This window comes from Citrobacter sp. L55 (assembly GCF_002850715.1).
Lineage (GTDB): Bacteria > Pseudomonadota > Gammaproteobacteria > Enterobacterales > Enterobacteriaceae > Citrobacter > Citrobacter braakii.
On sequence record NZ_KZ559404.1, the window covers coordinates 312163 to 327017 of the forward strand.

Annotated in this window: 16 protein-coding genes and 4 pseudogenes; 11 read left to right on the forward strand and 9 right to left on the reverse strand. The window is 52.7% G+C overall.

Features of this window, described 5'->3' with window-relative positions:
• Positions 1–40: 40 nt before the first annotated feature.
• Positions 41–1291, reverse strand: coding sequence for an NADP-dependent isocitrate dehydrogenase (gene icd / locus B9P82_RS15080; RefSeq protein WP_003030769.1), 1251 nt, complete (start codon positions 1289–1291; stop codon positions 41–43).
• A 202-nt stretch (positions 1292–1493) separates the two neighbouring features.
• On the opposite strand from icd, the gene rluE reads away from it, so the two are divergent.
• The 5 genes from rluE to purB are packed head-to-tail and all read left to right on the forward strand — an operon-like array spanning position 1494 to position 5802.
• On the forward strand, positions 1494–2117 hold the full coding sequence (rluE, locus tag B9P82_RS15090) for a 23S rRNA pseudouridine(2457) synthase RluE (protein ID WP_101700557.1): 624 nt from the start codon (positions 1494–1496) through the stop codon (positions 2115–2117).
• A 13-nt stretch (positions 2118–2130) separates the two neighbouring features.
• Positions 2131–2592: an NUDIX hydrolase gene (locus B9P82_RS15095; protein ID WP_016156801.1), complete on the forward strand. Its 462-nt coding sequence runs from the start codon at positions 2131–2133 to the stop codon at positions 2590–2592.
• Positions 2593–2645: 53 nt separating this feature from the next.
• A complete protein-coding gene (gene mnmA / locus B9P82_RS15100; protein ID WP_101700563.1) occupies positions 2646–3752 on the forward strand; it encodes a tRNA 2-thiouridine(34) synthase MnmA in 1107 nt (368 codons plus the stop codon).
• 34 nt (positions 3753–3786) lie between these two features.
• Positions 3787–4428 (forward strand): high frequency lysogenization protein HflD, encoded by a 642-nt coding sequence (gene hflD, locus B9P82_RS15105; protein WP_016153409.1) that lies wholly within the window; start codon positions 3787–3789, stop codon positions 4426–4428.
• 3 nt (positions 4429–4431) lie between these two features.
• Positions 4432–5802: an adenylosuccinate lyase gene (gene purB, locus B9P82_RS15110; protein WP_016153410.1), complete on the forward strand. Its 1371-nt coding sequence runs from the start codon at positions 4432–4434 to the stop codon at positions 5800–5802.
• Positions 5803–5876: 74 nt separating this feature from the next.
• Here purB and ruvB read toward each other — a convergent pair whose 3' ends face one another.
• The 6 genes from ruvB to aspS form a co-directional block, all read right to left on the reverse strand.
• Positions 5877–6887, reverse strand: a complete 1011-nt coding sequence (ruvB, locus tag B9P82_RS15115; RefSeq protein ID WP_016153411.1) for a Holliday junction branch migration DNA helicase RuvB — start codon at positions 6885–6887, stop codon at positions 5877–5879.
• Between the two features lie 8 nt (positions 6888–6895).
• Positions 6896–7507 carry a Holliday junction branch migration protein RuvA gene (gene ruvA / locus B9P82_RS15120; RefSeq protein WP_016153412.1) on the reverse strand — a complete coding sequence of 204 codons (612 nt, stop codon included), beginning with the start codon at positions 7505–7507 and terminating at the stop codon, positions 6896–6898.
• A gap of 80 nt (positions 7508–7587) precedes the next feature.
• Positions 7588–8109, reverse strand: coding sequence for a crossover junction endodeoxyribonuclease RuvC (gene ruvC, locus B9P82_RS15125; RefSeq protein WP_049269096.1), 522 nt, complete (start codon positions 8107–8109; stop codon positions 7588–7590).
• A gap of 34 nt (positions 8110–8143) precedes the next feature.
• On the reverse strand, positions 8144–8887 hold the full coding sequence (locus B9P82_RS15130; protein ID WP_016153413.1) for a YebC/PmpR family DNA-binding transcriptional regulator: 744 nt from the start codon (positions 8885–8887) through the stop codon (positions 8144–8146).
• A gap of 28 nt (positions 8888–8915) precedes the next feature.
• Positions 8916–9359 carry a dihydroneopterin triphosphate diphosphatase gene (gene nudB, locus B9P82_RS15135; RefSeq protein ID WP_016153414.1) on the reverse strand — a complete coding sequence of 148 codons (444 nt, stop codon included), beginning with the start codon at positions 9357–9359 and terminating at the stop codon, positions 8916–8918.
• A gap of 1 nt (position 9360) precedes the next feature.
• Positions 9361–11133, reverse strand: coding sequence for an aspartate--tRNA ligase (gene aspS / locus B9P82_RS15140; protein ID WP_016153415.1), 1773 nt, complete (start codon positions 11131–11133; stop codon positions 9361–9363).
• 264 nt (positions 11134–11397) lie between these two features.
• Here aspS and B9P82_RS15150 point away from each other — a divergent pair, with 264 nt between their 5' ends.
• The 3 genes and pseudogenes from B9P82_RS15150 (at position 11398) to B9P82_RS15160 (ending at position 12955) form a co-directional block, all read left to right on the forward strand.
• Positions 11398–11964: a hydrolase gene (locus B9P82_RS15150; RefSeq protein WP_101700558.1), complete on the forward strand. Its 567-nt coding sequence runs from the start codon at positions 11398–11400 to the stop codon at positions 11962–11964.
• A pseudogene (locus tag B9P82_RS28995) lies at positions 11961–12056 on the forward strand (hypothetical protein); the annotation flags it as partial. The gene B9P82_RS15150 and the pseudogene B9P82_RS28995, both read left to right, overlap by 4 nt.
• 230 nt (positions 12057–12286) lie before the next feature.
• Positions 12287–12955, forward strand: coding sequence for an SOS response-associated peptidase (locus B9P82_RS15160; protein WP_101700559.1), 669 nt, complete (start codon positions 12287–12289; stop codon positions 12953–12955).
• Here B9P82_RS15160 and B9P82_RS15165 read toward each other — a convergent pair.
• Positions 12956–13461, reverse strand: a pseudogene (locus B9P82_RS15165) (S24 family peptidase).
• Between the two features lie 6 nt (positions 13462–13467).
• Between B9P82_RS15165 and B9P82_RS29000 the strand changes: the two are divergent.
• Positions 13468–13572, forward strand: a pseudogene (locus tag B9P82_RS29000) (hypothetical protein); the annotation flags it as partial.
• A gap of 93 nt (positions 13573–13665) precedes the next feature.
• Positions 13666–13908, forward strand: coding sequence for a DinI family protein (locus B9P82_RS15170; RefSeq protein ID WP_047414238.1), 243 nt, complete (start codon positions 13666–13668; stop codon positions 13906–13908).
• Between the two features lie 128 nt (positions 13909–14036).
• Here the strand turns inward: B9P82_RS15170 and B9P82_RS15175 are convergent.
• Positions 14037–14590 (reverse strand): annotated as a pseudogene (locus tag B9P82_RS15175) (recombinase family protein).
• A 29-nt stretch (positions 14591–14619) separates the two neighbouring features.
• On the opposite strand from B9P82_RS15175, the gene B9P82_RS15180 reads away from it, so the two are divergent.
• The coding region (locus tag B9P82_RS15180; RefSeq protein WP_143704278.1) for a tail fiber protein at positions 14620–14855 on the forward strand (236 nt) is incomplete at its 3' end.

Sequence of the window (14855 nt, forward strand, 5' to 3'; positions counted from 1 at the left end):
AACCTCTCGGTTCCCGTTTTCACACAACCCAGTATCTGGATTACATGTTTTCGATGATCGCGTCACCAAACTCTGAACATTTCAGCAGTTTAGCGCCATCCATCAGACGTTCGAAGTCATAGGTTACGGTTTTCGCGTTGATTGCCCCTTCCATACCTTTAACGATAAGGTCAGCCGCTTCAACCCAACCCATGTGGCGCAGCATCATTTCAGCGGACAGAATAATGGAACCTGGGTTCACTTTATCCTGACCTGCATACTTCGGTGCAGTACCGTGGGTTGCTTCGAACAGCGCACATTCGTCGCCGATGTTCGCGCCCGGCGCGATACCAATACCACCAACCTGTGCGGCCAGCGCATCGGAGATGTAGTCGCCGTTCAGGTTCATACAGGCAATCACATCATATTCAGCCGGACGCAGCAGGATCTGTTGCAGGAACGCATCGGCTATAACATCCTTAACCACGATCTCTTTACCGGTTTTCGGGTTCTTGATTTTCACCCACGGACCGCCGTCGATCAGTTCACCACCGAATTCTTCACGCGCTAACTGGTAGCCCCAGTCTTTGAACGCGCCTTCGGTGAATTTCATGATGTTACCTTTGTGTACCAGGGTAACAGAATCACGATCGTTAGCGATGGCGTATTCGATCGCCGCACGAACCAGACGTTTAGTCCCTTCTTCAGAACACGGTTTGATACCAATACCGCAATGCTCCGGGAAGCGGATTTTCTTCACGCCCATCTCTTCGCGCAGGAATTTAATCACTTTCTCGGCATCTGCAGAGTCCGCTTTCCATTCGATACCTGCGTAGATATCTTCGGAGTTTTCACGGAAGATGACCATGTCGGTCAGTTCAGGGTGCTTAACCGGGCTAGGCGTGCCCTGGTAATAACGCACCGGGCGCAGGCAGACATACAGGTCAAGTTCCTGACGCAGGGCAACGTTCAGAGAGCGAATACCGCCGCCAACTGGGGTGGTCAGTGGGCCTTTGATGGCAACACGATATTCACGAATCAGATCAAGGGTTTCAGCAGGCAGCCAGACGTCCTGGCCATAAACCTGAGTGGATTTCTCGCCGGTGTAGATTTCCATCCAGGAGATTTTACGCTCGCCTTTATAGGCTTTCTCGACAGCAGCATCGACAACTTTGATCATCGGTGGGGTTACATCAACGCCGATACCGTCGCCTTCAATGAACGGGATAATCGGATTTTCAGGAACGTTGAGTTTGCCGTTTTGCAGGGTGATCTTCTTACCTTCCGCCGGAACAACTACTTTGCTTTCCATTCACCTCTCCTTCGAGCGCTTCTGGTTCTGCTCGTCTGTCATCGCGCTGCATGTGCGTTTGCGTCCTGCTGCACGAATGCGTTAGAGCAATTTTTTGTTAATGTTTTGTAATGAGCATGTCAATACTACCCTAATGTTCGTCGCCATGAAAGACACTCGTTCTTAGGCTATAATGCGGCAATTGATATAATCTGAAAATACCATGCAAAAAACTTCTTTTAGAAATCACCGGGTTGAGCGATTCAGCTCACGACAAGTCACCAGACAGCGTAAAGAAAACCAGCCAAAACGCGTGGTTTTGTTCAATAAACCCTACGATGTTTTGCCACAATTTACTGACGAGGCGGGCAGAAGCACGTTAAAAGATTTTATTCCCGTGCCGGGAATCTATGCTGCGGGCCGACTCGACCGGGACAGCGAAGGACTTTTGGTGCTGACCAATGACGGCGCGCTGCAGGCGCGGTTAACCCAACCCGGCAAGCGCACGGGGAAAATCTATTACGTCCAGGTCGAAGGCGAGCCGACAGCAGAAGCGCTGGATGCGCTGCGTACCGGGGTGACGCTCAATGATGGTCCCACGCTGCCCGCAGGTATTGAAATAGTAGAGGAACCCACCTGGCTGTGGCCGAGAAACCCGCCTATTCGGGAACGGAAAAATATCCCCACCAGTTGGCTGAAAGTTACTTTATATGAAGGCCGTAACCGCCAGGTTCGTCGTATGACAGCGCATGTTGGATTCCCGACGCTGCGCCTCATCCGCTATGCCATGGGAGATTACACGCTGGAAAATCTCGCCAACGGTCAATGGCGGGATGTAACTAACTGAATAAGGAACAGGTATGTTCAAACCGCACGTCACGGTCGCCTGCATTGTGCATGCAGAAGATAAGTTCTTAGTCGTTGAGGAAACAATCAATGGCAAAGCCCTGTGGAATCAACCTGCAGGACATCTGGAAGCGGATGAAACCCTGGTGCAAGCCGCCGCTCGCGAACTGTGGGAAGAGACGGGCATCAAAGCGCAGCCGCAAAACTTCATCCGGATGCATCAATGGATTGCGCCGGACAAAACGCCCTTTTTACGTTTTCTGTTTTCTATCGAGCTTGCCAATATGTGCGCTACTGAACCTCATGACAGCGATATAGATTGCTGTCGCTGGGTCAGCGCAGAAGAGGTTCTCTCAGCGCCAAATCTGCGTTCGCCGTTGGTTGCGGAGAGTATTCGTTGCTATCAGAGCGGACAGCGCTACCCGCTGGCGATGATCGGCGAATTTAACTGGCCGTTTACAGAGGGTGTCAAGTAAGGGGCTGCGTGCTAGAATATGCCGCCTTGAAGTTCAATGTCGTGAGTATTCCTATGTCTGAAAGCCCAAAAAAAGTGATCGTCGGCATGTCCGGCGGTGTCGATTCCTCCGTTTCTGCCTGGCTGTTGCAACAACAGGGTTATCAGGTAGAAGGCCTGTTCATGAAGAACTGGGAAGAGGACGATGGCGAGGAATATTGCACAGCGGCCGCCGATCTTGCAGATGCGCAGGCTGTCTGTGACAAACTCGGCATTGAACTGCATACCGTCAACTTTGCTGCAGAATACTGGGACAACGTCTTTGAACTGTTCCTTGAAGAGTACAAAGCGGGCCGTACGCCAAACCCCGATATTCTGTGCAATAAAGAAATCAAGTTTAAAGCCTTCCTCGAGTTTGCCGCCGAAGATTTAGGTGCCGATTATATCGCCACCGGTCACTACGTGCGCCGCGCCGACGTCGACGGCAAAAGCCGCCTGCTGCGTGGACTTGATGGCAATAAAGACCAGAGCTATTTCCTCTACACGCTCGGTCATGAACAAATCGCGCAAAGCCTGTTCCCGGTCGGCGAACTGGAAAAACCGCAGGTGCGTAAAATTGCCGAAGATCTCGGTCTGATTACGGCCAAGAAAAAAGACTCAACCGGTATCTGCTTCATCGGCGAACGTAAGTTCCGCGAGTTTCTCGGTCGTTACCTGCCGGCTCAGCCAGGCAAAATCATCACCGTTGATGACGAAGAGATTGGCCAGCATCAGGGGCTGATGTACCACACGCTGGGTCAGCGTAAAGGTCTGGGCATTGGCGGGACGAAAGAAGGCACGGAAGATCCGTGGTACGTGGTGGATAAAGATGTCGAGAACAACATTCTGGTTGTTGCTCAGGGTCATGAACACCCGCGTCTGATGTCCGTTGGCCTGGTGGCGCAACAGCTGCACTGGGTCGATCGCGAACCGTTCACCGGCACAATGCGCTGCACGGTGAAAACCCGCTATCGTCAGACCGACATTCCGTGCACCGTTAAGGCGCTGGATGCTGAGCGTATTGAAGTCATTTTCGACGAGCCAGTCTCGGCGGTAACGCCGGGTCAGTCGGCTGTCTTTTACAATGGCGAAGTGTGCCTCGGCGGCGGCATTATCGAACAACGATTGCCTCTGCCGGTATAATTACTTACACATCTAATACAAGGAAGCAGTGAACGTGGCAAAGAATTATTATGACATCACCCTCGCTCTGGCAGGCATTTGTCAGTCGGCACGCCTGGTGCAGGAACTGGCGCACCAGGGGCATTGTGATGCCGATGCATTGCACGTTTCACTGAACAGTGTCATCGACATGAATCCCAGCTCTACGCTGGGCGTGTTTGGCGGTAGCGAGGCCAACCTGCGTTTAGGTCTGGAAACGATGCTCGGCGTGCTCAACGCCAGCAGTCGTCAGGGGCTGAACGCGGAACTCACCCGCTACACGTTAAGCCTGATGGTGCTGGAGCGTAAGCTGTCAGCCGCTAAAGGCGCTATGGACACGCTGGGAGACCGCATCAACGGCTTGCAGCGCCAACTGGACCATTTTGATTTGCAGTCAGAAACGTTGATGAGTGCGATGGCAGGCATTTATGTTGACGTCATCAGCCCACTCGGCCCACGTATTCAGGTTACGGGCTCCCCGGCCATCCTTCAGAGCCCACAGGTTCAGGCTAAAGTACGCGCTTCCCTGCTGGCTGGCATTCGCGCTGCCGTGCTCTGGCATCAGGTTGGTGGAGGCCGTCTGCAACTCATGTTTTCTCGTAATCGCCTGACGACTCAGGCTAAACAAATTCTTGCTCATTTAACCCCGGAGTTGTGATCTATGGAATTATCCTCACTGACCGCCGTTTCCCCTGTCGATGGACGCTACGGCGATAAAGTCAGCGCGCTGCGCGGGATTTTCAGCGAATACGGTTTGCTGAAATTCCGTGTACAAGTTGAAGTACGCTGGCTGCAAAAACTGGCCGCGCACGCAGCGATCAAGGAAGTTCCTGCTTTTGCTGCCGACGCAATCGGTTTCCTTGATGCGATTGTCGCTAACTTCAATGAAGAAGATGCTGCGCGTATCAAAACCATTGAGCGTACGACCAACCATGACGTGAAGGCAGTTGAGTATTTCCTGAAAGAGAAAGTGGCGGATATCCCGGAACTGCACGCTGTTTCCGAGTTCATCCACTTCGCGTGTACCTCAGAAGACATCAACAACCTGTCTCACGCGCTGATGCTGAAAACCGCCCGTGACGAAGTGGTTCTGCCGTACTGGCGCAAACTTATCGACGCGGTGAAAGATCTTTCCGTACAGTATCGCGATATTCCTCTGCTCTCCCGTACCCACGGTCAGCCAGCCACCCCGTCTACGCTGGGCAAAGAAATGGCAAACGTGGCTTACCGTATGGAGCGTCAGTACCGCCAGCTCAATCAGGTCGAAATTCTCGGCAAAATCAACGGTGCAGTCGGTAACTATAACGCCCACATCGCCGCTTATCCGGAAGTGGACTGGCATCAGTTCAGCGAAGAATTTGTCACCTCGCTGGGCATCCAGTGGAACCCGTACACCACGCAGATTGAGCCGCACGACTACATTGCCGAGCTGTTTGATTGCATCGCCCGTTTCAACACTATCCTGATCGACTTCGACCGCGATGTCTGGGGTTACGTGGCGCTGAACCATTTCAAACAGAAAACCATCGCGGGTGAAATTGGCTCCTCCACCATGCCGCACAAGGTGAACCCAATCGATTTCGAAAACTCCGAGGGTAACCTGGGCCTGTCTAACGCGGTTCTGCAGCATCTGGCGAGCAAACTGCCGGTCTCCCGCTGGCAGCGCGATCTGACGGACTCTACCGTTCTGCGTAACCTGGGCGTGGGGATTGGCTATGCACTGATCGCTTATCAGTCCACGCTGAAAGGTGTGAGCAAACTGGAAGTGAACCGCGATCATCTGCTGGATGAACTGGATCATAACTGGGAAGTGCTGGCAGAGCCGATCCAGACCGTGATGCGTCGCTATGGCATTGAAAAACCATACGAGAAGCTGAAGGAACTGACCCGCGGCAAACGCGTTGACGCCGAAGGTATGAAGCAGTTTATCGACGGTCTGGCGCTGCCTGAAGACGAGAAAACGCGCCTGAAAGCAATGACGCCGGCCAATTACATTGGTCGCGCCGTCACCATGGTTGATGAACTGAAGTAATCTGTTTTACGCCTGTCCGGCCTGCATCATATCGTAGGCCTGCCAGGCGTAGCGCCGTCAGGGATTATTGGATCTTATGGCATTTCCGGCGGTGTAATGCCAAAGTGGTTCCACGCCCGCACCGTTGCCATACGTCCGCGCGGAGTTCGCTGCAGAAAACCTTGCTGAATCAGATACGGCTCCAGCACGTCCTCAATGGTTTCACGCTCTTCCCCAATCGCCGCAGCCAGGTTATCCAGTCCTACCGGTCCACCGAAGAACTTATCGATAACCGCCAGCAGCAGCTTACGGTCCATATAATCGAATCCTTCCGCATCCACATTGAGCATATCCAGTGCCTGAGCGGCAATATCTGCTGAAATTGTGCCGTCATGCTTCACTTCGGAGAAGTCGCGTACCCGGCGTAATAAACGGTTGGCGATACGCGGCGTACCACGGGCGCGGCGTGCCACTTCCAATGCGCCTTCATCGCTCATTTCCAGTCCCATAAAGCGGGCGCTGCGTCCAACAATGTGCTGCAGGTCTGCCACCTGATAGAATTCCAGGCGCTGTACAATACCGAAGCGGTCACGCAGCGGAGACGTTAACGAACCGGCGCGCGTCGTCGCCCCGATCAGGGTAAACGGCGGCAGATCGATCTTAATCGAACGTGCGGCTGGTCCTTCGCCAATCATGATATCCAGCTGATAATCTTCCATCGCCGGATACAGCACCTCTTCCACCACCGGTGACAGGCGATGGATTTCATCGATAAACAGCACATCGTGCGGTTCAAGGTTGGTGAGCATTGCCGCCAGATCGCCCGCTTTTTCCAGTACCGGACCGGAAGTGGTGCGCAGATTAACGCCCATTTCATTGGCAACAATATTGGCAAGTGTGGTTTTACCGAGACCTGGAGGACCGAAAATCAGCAGGTGATCGAGGGCTTCACCGCGCAGCTTAGCCGCCTGGATAAAAATCTCCATTTGCGAACGCACCTGAGGCTGGCCAATATACTCTTCCAGCAATTTGGGGCGGATCGCGCGATCCACCAGATCTTCAGGGGTCGTGCTGACAGCCGAAATCAGGCGATCTGCTTCAATCATCCTTTACCTCACAATGCCGCGCGAAGCGCTTCACGAATCAGGGTTTCACTGCTGGCATCAGGGCGAGCAATTTTGCTCACCATGCGGCTGGCTTCCTGTGGTTTATAGCCTAACGCCACCAGCGCAGCAACCGCTTCCTGCTCGGCGTCATCCGTTGCAGGACTGGCTGGAGAGGTCAGGACCAGGTCCGCCGCCGGCGTGAAGAGATCGCCATGCAGGCCTTTAAAGCGGTCTTTCATTTCCACAATCAAACGCTCTGCGGTTTTCTTACCGATGCCCGGTAATTTCACCAGCGCGCCAAGCTCTTCGCGCTCAACGGCATTAACGAACTGCTGTGCAGACATACCGGAGAGGATCGCCAGCGCCAGCTTCGGCCCGACGCCATTGGTTTTGATTAACTCTTTAAACAGCGTGCGTTCTTGTTTGTTGTTAAAACCATATAGCAGTTGAGCGTCTTCACGCACCACAAAATGGGTGAAGATAATCGCTTCCTGCCCGGCTTCCGGCAACTCGTAGAAACAGGTCATCGGCATATGGACTTCATAGCCTACTCCGCCGGTTTCCAGAAGGACCAGCGGGGGTTGTTTTTCAAGAATGATGCCTCTGAGTCTGCCTATCACGTGACGCTCCTGCGTTAAGGGCTAAAAGGTAATGCGCTATCATAAAAAAAGGCTGGATAGATATCCAGCCTCATTTGTCACTAACGTAACCGACCTCGCGCCAGATTCAGCCGCGAATCGCTCATTTGCATGGCGTTCTGGCTGACGTGGCAATGGGTAATAGCAATCGCCAGCGCATCCGCGGCATCCGCCTGCGGATTTGCCGGGAGTTTTAGCAGCGTGCGTACCATATGCTGAACCTGGCTTTTTTCCGCGCTGCCGATACCCACCACGGTCTGTTTTACCTGGCGGGCCGCGTATTCAAAGACCGGAAGATCCTGATTGGTAGCCGCAACGATCGCCACGCCGCGCGCCTGCCCCAGCTTTAGCGCCGAGTCGGCATTCTTTGCCATAAAGACCTGCTCAATGGCAAAATAGTCGGGCTGGAACTGGGTGATGATTTCCGTCACGCCCGCATAAATCAACTTCAGACGTGATGGAAGATCGTCGACTTTGGTGCGAATGCAGCCGCTACCGAGGTAGGTCAGCTGTCTGCCGACCTGACGGATTACGCCATAACCGGTGATGCGCGACCCCGGGTCAATGCCGAGAATGATAGACATCACGCATCTCCTGTTAGTTTATGGCTTAACCACATCATTCGAGCGTTGCAGCAACCTCATCGGAGATTTCGCCGTTGTGGTAAACTTCCTGCACGTCGTCGCAGTCTTCCAGCATATCGATCAGACGCATCAGCTTCGGTGCCGTTTCTGCATCCATATCCGCTTTGGTGGAGGGGATCATAGACACTTCAGCCGCGTCCGCTTTCAGACCAGCCGCTTCCAGCGCATCACGCACTTTGCCCATCTCTTCCCATGCGGTGTAAACGTCAATCGCGCCGTCGTCGAAGGTCACAACGTCTTCAGCGCCCGCTTCCAGTGCCGCTTCCATAATGGCGTCTTCGTCGCCTTGTTCAAAAGAGATCACGCCTTTTTTGCTGAACAGGTAAGCTACGGAACCGTCGGTACCGAGGTTGCCGCCCGTTTTAGTGAATGCGTGACGCACTTCCGCAACAGTACGGTTACGGTTGTCAGACAGACACTCAATCATAACGGCTGTTCCGCCAGGACCGTAACCTTCATAGATGATGGTTTCCATGTTCGCATCATCGTCGCCACCAACACCACGCGCGATTGCACGGTTCAGGGTGTCACGGGTCATGTTATTTGCCAGCGCTTTATCAACCGCGGCGCGCAGACGTGGGTTAGCATCCGGATCGCCGCCGCCCAGTTTGGCTGCCGTCACCAGCTCACGAATGATTTTGGTGAAAATTTTACCGCGTTTAGCATCCTGCGCTGCTTTACGATGTCTGGTGTTGGCCCATTTACTATGACCTGCCATAAATAATCTCTCCAAAAAGCGCGCCTTTTCAGGCGACGTTAATTACAAACTCTTCAATCGCCTGCCGGTTACTCCACGACTTGGTTAACTGCGCGGCTTCGTGCGCATTAACCCAACGGTAGGTCAGATGTTCGGTGAACACGATCTCTCGTTCAGAGGGAAGTGCCAGGCAAAACCAGGATTCAGTATTACGCTCAATTCCCGGCGCATAGCGATGACGTAAATGGCTAAAAATCTCAAATTCCACCGTGCGCTGACAGTCAATTAAGGTCAGTTGCTCAGTCGCAACATCAATGGCGACCTCTTCCTTTACTTCGCGCATCGCGGCTTGCGACGCGGTTTCACCCTCTTCAAGGCTGCCGGTGACCGACTGCCAGAAATCAGGATCGTCGCGTCGCTGTAACATCAGCACTCTCCCGGTGTCCTTTGCATAAATCACGACTAACACCGAGACAGGCTGTTTGTATCTCATATCAGTTATTCTCGGCCTTCTTAACAACCTGAATGCTCAGTTCCGCCAGCGCTGCTTCGTTGGCAAAGCTTGGCGCTTCAGTCATCAGACATGCTGCAGCGGTGGTTTTCGGGAAGGCAATAACGTCACGAATGTTGTCAGTACCGGTCAGCAGCATCGTCAGACGATCCAGACCAAACGCCAGGCCCGCATGCGGCGGTGTACCGTATTTTAGCGCATCCAGCAGGAAGCCGAACTTCTCGCGCTGTTCTTGCTCGTTGATGCCCAGAATGCCGAATACAGTCTGCTGCATATCACCGTTGTGAATACGCACGGAACCACCGCCCACTTCATAGCCGTTGATGACCATATCGTAAGCGTTGGCAACAGCGTCTTCCGGCGCAGCTTTCAGCTCAGCGGCAGTCATGTCTTTTGGCGCGGTGAACGGGTGGTGCATCGCGGTCAGACCGCCTTCACCATCGTCTTCAAACATCGGGAAGTCGATAACCCACAGCGGCGCCCATTTGGCTTCGTCGGTAATGTTCAGGTCTTTGCCCAGTTTCAGACGCAGCGCGCCCATCGCGTCGGCAACCACTTTCTTGTTGTCGGCACCGAAGAAAATCATGTCGCCGTCTTGCGCACCAGTACGCTCCAGAATCGCGTCTACGATTTCTGCGTTCAGGAACTTAGCAACCGGGCTGGTGATGCCTTCCAGGCCTTTCGCACGCTCGGTGACTTTGATGTAAGCCAGACCTTTCGCGCCGTAAATCTTAATAAAGTTACCGTAATCGTCGATCTGCTTACGGCTTAAGCTCGCACCGCCCGGTACACGCAGGGCAGCCACACGGCCTTTCGCGTCGTTCGCCGGACCAGAGAACACAGCAAACTCAACGCCTTTCACCAGATCGGCAACGTCAACCAGTTCCATCGGGTTACGCAGGTCTGGTTTATCAGAACCGTAACGACGCTCGGCTTCGGCAAAGGTCATGATCGGGAAATCACCCAGATCCACACCTTTAACTTCCAGCCACAGGTTACGCACCAGCGCTTCCATCACTTCACGCACCTGCGGCGCGGTCATGAAGGAAGTCTCAACGTCGATCTGAGTAAATTCAGGCTGACGGTCAGCACGTAAGTCTTCATCACGGAAGCATTTTACGATCTGATAGTAGCGGTCAAAACCGGACATCATCAGCAGCTGTTTAAACAGCTGAGGAGACTGCGGCAGCGCGTAGAACTTACCTTTATGAACACGAGAAGGAACCAGGTAATCGCGCGCGCCTTCTGGCGTAGCTTTGGTCAGCATCGGAGTTTCGATGTCGAGGAAGCCGTGATCGTCCATAAAACGACGCACCAGGCTGGTAATTTTTGCACGCGTTTTCAGGCGCTGCGCCATTTCAGGGCGACGCAGATCCAGGTAGCGATACTTCAGTCGCGCTTCTTCGGTGTTTACATGGTTAGAGTCCAGCGGCAGCGAGTCTGAACGGTTGATGATGGTCAGATCGGAGGCCAGCACTTCAATTTCGCCAGTCGCCATATCGGCGTTGACGTTTTTCGCGTCACGCGCACGCACGGTGCCCGTAACCTGGATACAGAACTCATTACGCAGTTCGGAGGCCAGCTTTAACGCATCCGCACGGTCCGGATCGAAAAATACCTGCACGATACCTTCGCGGTCGCGCATATCGATAAAGATCAGGCTACCAAGATCACGACGACGGTTGACCCAACCACACAGAGTCACCTGCTGCCCCTCGTGGGACAGACGTAGCTGTCCGCAATATTCTGTACGCATGAGATATCCCTTAACTTTGCCGCAGGCGGATTGTCACCTGTCTCGCAGGTGACGAAGTCGCAGCTTTAGCTGAATGTCACAACTGAATGAAAAAAGGCGGCTATTATACTGGAAATTCTGCCGCACGATAAGTCCGGTACTGACTGTACGCCTGTTTCCTGGACGGGCATTGCGTAATCTCACAAAAAATAACAAAAATTGTCGTCCCTTTCACACTGATTCGCGATTAAGGTGTAACGGAATTCTTTTTTTACTGGAGTGATCATGCTGGAACTGAACGCAAAAACAACCGCTCTTGTTGTTATTGATCTACAGGAAGGTATCCTGCCTTTCGCTGGCGGCCCATACTCGGCAAACGACGTGGTTGCCCGCGCCGCGCAGTTGGCGGAAAAACTCCGTGCCCACGGTTCCCCGGTGGTAATGGTGCGCGTCGGCTGGTCTGACGATTATGCCGAAGCGCTGAAACAGCCAGTTGATGCTCACGCTCCGGCCAAAGCGTTACCCGAAAACTGGTGGAATTACCCGAGCGCTCTGGGTAAATGCGCCAGCGACCTCGAAGTGACCAAACGCCAGTGGGGAGCTTTCTACGGCACCGATCTGGAATTACAACTGCGTCGTCGGGGCATCGAGACCATCGTCCTGTGCGGCATCTCCACAAATATTGGCGTGGAGTCGACGGCGCGAAATGCGTGGGAGCTGGGTTTTAATCTGATCGTTGCAGAAAACGCCTGTAGTGCCGCCAGCGCTGAGCAACATCAGGGCAGCATGACGCATATTTTCCCGCGTATCGCACGCGTACGCAGCGTGGATGAGATCCTGCAAGCGCTATGATTTATATCGGTTTACCCCAGTGGGCGCATCCCAAATGGGTGCGTCTGGGGATCACCAGCCTTGAAGAGTATGCCCGCCACTTTAACTGCGTGACGCGGGTATTTTAAAAATCACTAAAGAACGCCCAAGAGCATGTGTTTTCTTTAGTGTATTCAATACATTAAAAAATAGTTTCGCATGAAATTCGGTAAACTTCATGTGTGCAATAATGTCCCATTCATGCCCCATAACAGTCTTTTTTGTCCCATCCTTGCCCCATAAGTCGACCGTCCGCAGCCTATAACTTCTATACTATCTGTATGTTGTAAATTGGGAGGTTTCTATGTGTGGACGCTTTTCACAGTCAATGACACGTGAAGACTATCTTACTCTGCTTGCTGAAGAAGCAGAACGCGATATCCCTTACGATCCCGAACCAATCGGACGTTTTAACGTCGCGCCAAGCACCAAAGTTCTACTTCTGAGCGAACGTGACGAAAAACTCCATCTCGATCCTGTTATCTGGGGATACGCCCCCGGGTGGTGGGATAAACCACCGCTAATTAACGCACGCTCTGAAACTGTGGCCACCAGCAGAATGTTTAAACCACTCTGGCAACATGGTCGCGCAATTTGCTTTGCTGATGGCTGGTATGAATGGAAAAATGAAGGTGATAAAAAGCAGCCCTACTTCATTCATCGAGCCGATGGTCAGCCGATATTCATGGCGGCGATAGGCAGCACACCATTCGAACGTGGAGATGAAGCAGAAGGATTTCTGATAGTGACGGCTGCTGCAGACAAAGGACTGGTAGATATTCACGATAGGCGGCCACTGGTACTGTCACCAGATGCTGCTCGCGAATGGATGAGGCAGGACGTTGGAGGGAAAGAAGCTGCGGAAATTGCGGCCGATGGTTCCGTGCCGGCTGAGAAATTTATATGGCACGCCGTGACGCGTGCCGTAGGGAATGTGAAAAATCAGGGCTCTGAACTAATACAGCCAATGTGATTACATCACCGGGCAATCATCAAACTCCGCGTTCCTGGCATCATTAATGATGTACGTGATAACTCCAAATATTGCGTGTGAGGAATTGTAGCCATCACCATCTTCTGGCAGCGCTTCCCTTCTCCCGTTCTCCAGATTTATCAGGTGGGGCTGAGGGTGAGTTCGGTATCGCTTGATCCTGAATTCCCCATCTATCGCACATATCAGCAGCGAGCCATCACAGGCTGAAAGCGACGCGTCCACAACAAGTAGCGCCCCCTGGATTATCCCTTCCCTGAAATGTGAACGCGATGCCCGCATGAAATAAGTCGCTGCGGGCTGGCTGATTAGCTGCTGATCGAGGGAGATCCTTGTTTCAACGTAATCGCTGGCCGGTGAAGGGAAGCCCATGGCTAAAGTCCTCCGTTTGGATTGAACAGTTGAAAGGTTCGGTTCTCGCCTTCCTGCGTTGATACATCGCGGAATGTTGTCACATAACATTCAATCCAATCGTTGGCCTGCTTCAGCGTCCAGTGCCAGTTAACCTTACTCAGTTCCTTGACAAACCGCTGTGTGGTGACAGTCTTCCGGCCATTCGGTTCTCGCTGTATCGAAGCATGCCAGGCTATTTCAATATCGCTGCGTCGTGGCATCATTACTCCCTCTCTTGAATACTGGATAAAAACACAGTATAAATACTGTATATCCAACCAGTAAAGAGGCAATAAGCAATGTTCGTGGAACTCGTTTATGACAAAAGGAATTTTGATGGTCTGCCCGGTGCAAAAGATATCATTCTGGGCGAATTGACTAAGAGGGTTCACCGGGTCTTCCCTGATGCTGATGTCCGGGTAAAACCGATGATGACATTGCCGGCGATCAACACTGACGCCAGTAAGCATGAGAAGGAACAGATAAGCCGTACTGTTCAGGAAATGTTTGAAGAGGCTGATATGTGGCTGGTTTCAGATTAAACGCCTTGAACCGTCATATTGCTTAAGTACAATCCGCCGTCACTGGCAATCATTCAATACTCGCACTATCGAACGTTCGCCAGTTCGCCGCCGCCCGTTCTTGCATACGACGACGCGGTGGCGTTTTCTCAACGCCGCGCAGGAAATTTTTTGTATAGCGTCGACACCCCTACATCATAAATTATAGCCACACGTTTTCTTGACTCACCTGCAGCAATCAACCTTCCAGCCTGAGCCCACTCTTCTGCGGTTAACTTTGGTCGTCTGCCGCCGATCCGACCATCTTCGCGCGCAGCAGCTAAGCCAGCCCGTGTTCGCTCAACAATAAGCTCTCTCTCTCCATCTCAGCAAGCGCCCCCATGACATGAAAGAAAAAGCGCCCCATTGGTGTGGAGGTATCTATACTGTCGGTCAGACTACGGAAGTTTATACCGCGTTCCCTCATTTCTTCGACCAAAACGACAAGATGCCGCATACTACGACCGAGACGATCCAGCTTCCAGACCACCAGCGTGTCACCTTCTGATAATGTTCTGAGCACCTTTTTTAAGCCTGGCCTGTCAGACGTTTTTCCACTTATCTTATCTTCGAAAATCAGTTCACATCCTGCACACTCGAGCGCGTTTCTCTGCAATGCTGTGTTCTGGTCATTTGTTGACACACGTACATAGCCTATAAGCATGATCAATCCCTTCGCTAAAAGGCGGGATCATGCCATTTGCACCTGAAATATACACTTTCGTAAACGTTGGTCTGGGAGAAGGCTCTATGCTCCCGGTTGGGACTCCAATTCCCTGGCCGCTGGCAACACCGCCGACCGGCTTTCTGAAAATGAACGGTGCAACATTTGATAAGGTTGCAAACCCTAAGCTTGCCCTTGCGTACCCGTCCGGAGTCTTGCCCGACTTACGTGCGCAAACTATTCGTGGCTGGGATGATGGAAGGGG

Excerpts from the sequence above, each read along its gene's own strand:
- icd (WP_003030769.1), bottom strand. The coding sequence starts at position 1,291 with ATGGAAAGCAAAGTAGTTGTTCCGGCGGAAGGTAAGAAGATCACCCTG.
- rluE (WP_101700557.1), top strand. The coding sequence starts at position 1,494 with ATGCAAAAAACTTCTTTTAGAAATCACCGGGTTGAGCGATTCAGCTCA.
- B9P82_RS15095 (WP_016156801.1), top strand. The coding sequence starts at position 2,131 with ATGTTCAAACCGCACGTCACGGTCGCCTGCATTGTGCATGCAGAAGAT.
- mnmA (WP_101700563.1), top strand. The coding sequence starts at position 2,646 with ATGTCTGAAAGCCCAAAAAAAGTGATCGTCGGCATGTCCGGCGGTGTC.
- purB (WP_016153410.1), top strand. The coding sequence starts at position 4,432 with ATGGAATTATCCTCACTGACCGCCGTTTCCCCTGTCGATGGACGCTAC.
- ruvB (WP_016153411.1), bottom strand. The coding sequence starts at position 6,887 with ATGATTGAAGCAGATCGCCTGATTTCGGCTGTCAGCACGACCCCTGAA.
- ruvC (WP_049269096.1), bottom strand. The coding sequence starts at position 8,109 with ATGTCTATCATTCTCGGCATTGACCCGGGGTCGCGCATCACCGGTTAT.
- B9P82_RS15130 (WP_016153413.1), bottom strand. The coding sequence starts at position 8,887 with ATGGCAGGTCATAGTAAATGGGCCAACACCAGACATCGTAAAGCAGCG.
- nudB (WP_016153414.1), bottom strand. The coding sequence starts at position 9,359 with ATGAGATACAAACAGCCTGTCTCGGTGTTAGTCGTGATTTATGCAAAG.
- aspS (WP_016153415.1), bottom strand. The coding sequence starts at position 11,133 with ATGCGTACAGAATATTGCGGACAGCTACGTCTGTCCCACGAGGGGCAG.
- B9P82_RS15150 (WP_101700558.1), top strand. The coding sequence starts at position 11,398 with ATGCTGGAACTGAACGCAAAAACAACCGCTCTTGTTGTTATTGATCTA.
- B9P82_RS15160 (WP_101700559.1), top strand. The coding sequence starts at position 12,287 with ATGTGTGGACGCTTTTCACAGTCAATGACACGTGAAGACTATCTTACT.
- B9P82_RS15170 (WP_047414238.1), top strand. The coding sequence starts at position 13,666 with ATGTTCGTGGAACTCGTTTATGACAAAAGGAATTTTGATGGTCTGCCC.